This window comes from Metabacillus sp. YM-086 (assembly GCF_048059995.1).
GTDB classification, from domain to species: Bacteria; Bacillota; Bacilli; order Bacillales; family Bacillaceae; genus Metabacillus; species Metabacillus litoralis_B.
In genome coordinates this window covers 1-5,816 of the sequence record NZ_JBLUOI010000022.1, presented here as the reverse complement: position 1 = coordinate 5,816, position 5,816 = coordinate 1, and the positions used below count along the sequence as shown (strand labels likewise).

The 5,816-nt window shown below is 35.4% G+C and carries 5 protein-coding genes and 1 riboswitch; of the genes, 1 reads left to right on the top strand and 4 read right to left on the bottom strand.

The features are described 5' to 3' along the window. The 3 genes from ACEWK1_RS11445 to ACEWK1_RS11435 form a co-directional block, all read right to left on the bottom strand. The coding region (locus ACEWK1_RS11445) for a DUF5667 domain-containing protein (protein ID WP_416636304.1) at positions 1 to 1,251 on the bottom strand (1,251 nt) is incomplete at its 3' end. Between the two features lie 68 nt (positions 1,252 to 1,319). Beyond that, positions 1,320 to 1,402, bottom strand: a riboswitch (cyclic di-GMP riboswitch). 144 nt (positions 1,403 to 1,546) lie between these two features. Further along, entirely contained in the window at positions 1,547 to 2,374 is an 828-nt protein-coding gene (locus tag ACEWK1_RS11440) for a pyruvate, water dikinase regulatory protein (RefSeq protein ID WP_212135866.1), read from the bottom strand. A gap of 121 nt (positions 2,375 to 2,495) precedes the next feature. Continuing rightward, entirely contained in the window at positions 2,496 to 2,642 is a 147-nt protein-coding gene (locus tag ACEWK1_RS11435) for an HPr family phosphocarrier protein (protein WP_212135865.1), read from the bottom strand. 180 nt (positions 2,643 to 2,822) lie between these two features. On the opposite strand from ACEWK1_RS11435, the gene ACEWK1_RS11430 reads away from it, so the two are divergent. Continuing rightward, on the top strand, positions 2,823 to 3,161 hold the full coding sequence (locus tag ACEWK1_RS11430; RefSeq protein WP_212135863.1) for a bh protein: 339 nt from the start codon (positions 2,823 to 2,825) through the stop codon (positions 3,159 to 3,161). A gap of 42 nt (positions 3,162 to 3,203) precedes the next feature. On the opposite strand, the gene ACEWK1_RS11425 is transcribed toward ACEWK1_RS11430, so the two are convergent. Next, entirely contained in the window at positions 3,204 to 5,567 is a 2,364-nt protein-coding gene (locus tag ACEWK1_RS11425; protein ID WP_212135862.1) for an EAL domain-containing protein, read from the bottom strand. Between the last annotated feature and the right edge of the window lie 249 nt (positions 5,568 to 5,816).

Sequence of the window (5,816 nt, the reverse complement as noted above, 5' to 3'; positions counted from 1 at the left end):
CTTACGTGCTTCTTCTTGCTTCTTTAACTCTTCTCGCTCACGTTCTTCCGCTTTCTTACGTGCTTCTTCTTGCTTCTTTAACTCTTCTCGCTCACGTTCTTCTGCTTTCTTACGTGCTTCTTCTTGCTTCTTCAACGCTTCTCGCTCACGTTCTTCCGCTTTCTTACGTGCTTCTTCTTGCTTCTTCAGCTCTTCTCGTTTTTGTTCTTCCACTTTACTCTCAAGCTCTTTACTAGAAGACTTTTCTTTTTCCTCTTCTTCGTTATCTTCTTCTACAGATACCTGTTTACTTTCATTTTCTATCTCCGTAGTCTTTTCTTCGATTTCTTCATCAATCTCTTCTATCATTTCTTCTGTTTCTTCAACAACGTCCTTGCTTAGTTCTGCAAGCTCTTTGTTATACTCTTCTTCATCAATTTCTCCAGAAGAAAGCTTTTCTTCTAACTCAACTAGATCTTCAGTTATTTCAAGCTCCTTCTTCTCTAGCTCTGCTAATTTTTTGTTTATTTTCTCCTCTAACTTTTCCTGTGCCTTTACAATATTTTTCTGAAGTGCCTCTTTAGCCTTTGGATTTTCTATCTTTTCTAATGCAGCCTTTAAGGCAATAATATTTGCTGATAGTTTTTCTTCTAGTTCAGCACGAAGAGAATCTGCCGTTCCATCGTCCTCAACAGTTGTTTCAGCTGATGGCTCCTCATCAACAGAGTCTGTTTGAGTTTCTTCTTGTTCTTCATTTTCAGTCGTTTCATATTTTGCTAATGCAGATTCTTGTTGCTCGATCGCTTTTTGAAGAACCTCATTGGCTGCTTCCTCTTCACCCTTCGCAATTAAAGCTAACGCCTCTTTAATCCGTTCTTCTGCAAAGCTAGCAAGCAATGATGCTTCTTTCTCTTCATCTAATGTAAAAGCCAATTGAACATTTTCTAATAGTTTTTTAGTAAAATAGAAGAAATCACCCGGAAGTAGCGATGGTGTACTCGTTTCCAATTCTAATTCGTCTGTTTCTACTGCTTCCTGGTCTACTGCTTCAGTTTCACCTTCTGTTTCTACTGCTTCCTCGTTTACCGCTTCAGTCTCATCTCCAGATTCCACTGTTTCCACATTCTGTTCAGAAGTTTGTTCTACTTGTTCAGTTGCTTCCTCTTCTGCTGGACCATCTGTTTCTGCAAATGCAGGTCCTGTCCCTAGAGTAAACGCTAGTGCTGAAACCAAAACACTTGTTGATAAAACATTTCGAATACTTGTCAACATAAAAAACCCTCCAAATATAGTAATTAGGAAGGATTAAGAAGCAACTCATATGAGTTCATTCTCCATCCTTCAGCAATCCAGCCACCATAGATTTCTCCTTAGGTCTGTGACTTTGCGTCTCCATTTTTCAATGGATTTGCCTTTTTCAAATGAAGAACTTACAAAGTTCGACATTTTCTAGTTTAACTATACCATGTGAAATACGTTGAATATAGTTTTAATTTCTTCCAATCGTTTCTTTAGAAGGAATTAATTACGCACGAAAAACCCGTCAATAAATATTGAAGGGTTTTTGTTAGCTTGTTGTATATTCGATCTTAGAATCCGCTAGATTTCCTATAATGAATTCTGCAGCTTCCTCTATTGCCTTACAAGAAAGATTTATTATTGAACAACCTACTTTTCCCATAATGTCTTCAGCATATTGTAATTCTTCCTGAATCCGTTCAATTTTTGCATAACTTGAGTCCGAAGATAACCCTAAATGCTTCAATCTTTCTACCCTTATTTCTCTTAGTTTCTCGGCTGACATCGTTAACCCGAAGCATTTTCCTTTTGATAGCTTAAAAAGTTCTTCAGGAGGAGAAACCTCAGGGACTAATGGGATATTTGCTACCTTAACCATTTTATGAGCCAAATACATCGACAATGGTGTCTTTAAAGTTCTTGAAACACCGATGAGAACGATATCCGCCTCCTTGATTCCACGCATATCCTTTCCATCGTCATATTGCACAGCAAATTCAATGGCTTCAATTCTACGAAAATAGGAGTTATCAGGTCCTTCTATTATACTTGGTTTTTGTACTGGTTGTTTATTAAGCTTATTTGCAAAGGTCTCCAATAGTGGACCAATTAAGTCAATCACCGTAACGTCTTCTTCATTCGCTTTATGATCAAGATGCTTTTTTAATAGCGGAGTAAAGAGTGCATAGGCAATGATAGAGTTGCTTAGCTTCGCGAGAGCAATCAGATCATTTATTTCTTCCTTATTTTCTATATAGGAGATTGTTTTAATGGTAACCTCTGTTCCGATAAATTGGGCAGCAACAGTTTTGACCAACAGCTCTGCTGTATCACCCAGTGAATCAGATAGAACATAGACAATGTCTTTTTCATTCACTTAAAATCACCTATCTTTGAACTTATTATCTTCTGAAACATTAGCACATTCATCATGCCTAAAGGTAATATACTGCTTACTCATACTCCTGAAAACTTCATGATCTATTTAGTAAAATCTACTATTCTGTTAACGATACTTGAAATCTTTGAAATCGACAAAACTCTACAAATATCGGGTGGTGACAGGCACCAAAAACTACTAGGGCTGTTGACGGACGTGCGTGAATACCTGCTTCATTAATGACTGTATACGTTTTTTCTACCATATTAAATCCTCCATTAGCTTGTTTTTTCTAAATTTTATACATAATAAATAATGGGACGATCTACCGAAATATTTCGTCCCAATCGCTACATATTTAATCTAATAGTGCTTTTGCTGTTTGTTCATCTGTTATTAACACATGAACAAGCTTGCCTTCCAAAGATAGCAAGGAGAGGTTGAGATGAAGGTTTCTGAAATGCACGCAAAACTGTACTGCCTTTCATATAATGACGACACGTCCCATGTCATCACTTACGTTAATAGCAAAATAAACGGAATTCAATGTGAAGAATGTCACCGTACACAAGCGTTAAAATTGAATCTTGTTAAAGAATTTCAAAAAGAAGTATATGAGCGAATTTCCACAAAGCCTGTGAGAATCACTCAGGAGTATAAAGAAGATTTAAGCAAATTATTAGCAAGCCTGCCGATTCGAATATTGAGTAAGCCATACCGACTTATGCGCTATTTGAATGAGACTCGGAAGGTGTTTAAGTTGTATAGAGATAAGAAGGGGTAAGCACTCGGACTTTTGATAAAAGGAATACTCTACTAGCCAACTTTAAAAGTCAGCAGTAGAGTATTCCTCCAACAACTCTTGAAATTCCACATGTGGTACAGGCCTCGAAAAATAAAAGCCTTGGGCCTCGATACAACCTAGTTTTTTCAGAATTCTTATTTGGTTTTCGTCTTCAACACCTTCAGCAATCACCTGTAATCCTAGTGCTTTTGCCATCGATATAATCATTGAAACAACCTCTGAATTTTCCACACATTGATCGACAAACATTTTATCTATTTTCAACCGATCCACTTCTAGCTTGTACAAGTAACTAAGTGAACTGTACCCAGTTCCAAAATCATCTATGCTTATTTCAATGCCCATATTACGTAATTGCTGAAGACGACTATTTACCTCAGTTTCGTATTTCATCACAATTCTCTCCGTGATTTCGAACTCCAAAAAAGAGCCATTTAATTGGTTTTCAATTAAGGTATGAGAAACAAAAGGTATAAAACCATCATGCAGTAAAGTAGGGAGAGATATATTAATAGAGGTTTGATGGATCTTTTTCCCTTTCTTTATCCAGGTTGAAAGTAACCCGCAAACCTCTTTAATCATCTTCTTTTCCAAGCGATCAATTTCTCCGATTTCTTCAGCCAAAGGAATAAATACATTAGGAGCGATCATTCCATGTGTAGAATGTTTCCATCTTGCAAGTGATTCTGCCCCTATTAACTCTCCACTGACCATATTATATTTCGGCTGAAGATAAACAGATATGTGATTATGATCAATTGCATAGCGTAGCTCATTTTCAATGGCAATGTTTTTAAATTTATTTTCCAACATACTTTCCGAAAAAAATGAATATCCATTTGATCCATTTTCCTTCGTATGGTACATGGCAATATCTGCGTACTTTACTAACTCAGTTAGATTAGTTGAATGATGTGGGTGTGTGGAGATGCCAATACTTGCAGTTGATATAACGTCTACTCCTTCAACATTCAATGGCTTTCTAAAGCAATCAACAAGCTCCTCTAAATATCCCTCCTGAGTTTCTTTCAAAGGAAGCATAATGAGAAACTCATCTCCCCCAAGCCTTCCTACTACACCTTTTTTTTCAGTAAAGTGTTTTAGCTTAATGGAAATTTCTTTTAATAATTGATCACCAAAGCTATGTCCAAAGCTATCATTTATTCGTTTAAAACGGTCAAAATCCAATAATAAAAGATGAAACTCTTCACCGTTTGCTGCCCATTCGTTTAATATCTCAATTAGCTTTCTTCTATTGTATAGACCTGTTAGCTCATCATAAAAAGCAAGCCTATGAATCATTTGTTTTGCTTTCTTATCTTCAGTAATATCCTTTGCAATTCCGTAATACCCGATCGTTTCATTATTAATAACGATCCTCATTGTTGTAATTTTAATATCAACTGCTCGTTGATCTTTTGTCACGATCACCGTTTCAACATCTTCAATGCTGCCTGATTTTACTTTTTTGATAATTGTTTGTTTATCTAAATTAGGTTGTAAAAGTGAAAAAAGCTCTTTCCCAATTAATTCTTCTCGAGTGTACCCTACCAACTTTAATGTTTCTTTATTTACATCCATTATTTTCCCTTTTAAATCAACAGAAAAAACAGCATTCGGGTTATGGCTAAAAAGAGATTTATATTTAACCGTCGTCGTTGACAACATTCGATCTGAAATAATATCCGGAAGTATCATTAATAAAAAGTTCGAGAGCATTGGGTATAGAAACGGAAGTAAGTAGGTATAGCCTTTGTATTCATATTGTAAAACACCCTTGAAATCAAGTAGTGATGTTAGAAGCAGATAAGGGATTCCACTTATTGAGACCCCACATAAAATAGCTCCAATATTTAACCAACTCTTCTTAACCACTTCTTCCTCTTCATTTGTTATCTGCCTTAAAAACTTCATGAGTTTAAAAATACAAGTACCTATGATCAGACAGGATATGCCAAAAGAAACAGGCTTAAAGTAGATTAATTCTCGAAATGTCCACCAATACCCCAAAGTTGTAATTCCAATAAACATCATGGAAACGACAATACTTGAAATAATATACTTCCACCATTTGAATTCCTTAGCCCTTGCCATAAATAGCGTAAAATAGGCACCAAGAAAACATAGTAAATACACGAATAGAAGTAAAAAGTAATTTTGTTCTATAACAATCGGTACATCAACGGATAGGAATGCATACGTATAAGTTAACCAAAAACCAAGACCAACTACAGAAGAAAAAAGAAATAATTTTTTCTTTAATTCTTTTTTATCCGTGACCAACTTAATTTTTGTACTATATTCAAACCCAAGCTTACACGTCAAAATAGCCAATATAGCAACGACTACAACATCGAAAATATGAAAATTAAAAAATAAATTCATCTCAATTCCCCTAAAAACCGTTATGTAACAACATTCTGGATATTCTTCTTGGTCTATTACTTATATAAAACAAACTACGTTTGTCATCATCTAGTTTTATAGAACCTTCCACTCTTTTTATCGACATCTTTGTGTTAATAATGAAGGAAAATTCAAGAAAAAATTGAATTTTGTGGTGCCTGTGGTCAAACCCCCAATAAATAGACAAAAAACAAAACGACAAAATTGGAAAATAAACGAAATGTAATT

Bases quoted from the DNA above. Each gene is read 5' to 3' on its own strand.
- ACEWK1_RS11425 (WP_212135862.1), bottom strand. From the start codon at position 5,567: ATGAATTTATTTTTTAATTTTCATATTTTCGATGTTGTAGTCGTTGCT.
- ACEWK1_RS11435 (WP_212135865.1), bottom strand. From the start codon at position 2,642: ATGGTAGAAAAAACGTATACAGTCATTAATGAAGCAGGTATTCACGCA.
- ACEWK1_RS11430 (WP_212135863.1), top strand. From the start codon at position 2,823: ATGAAGGTTTCTGAAATGCACGCAAAACTGTACTGCCTTTCATATAAT.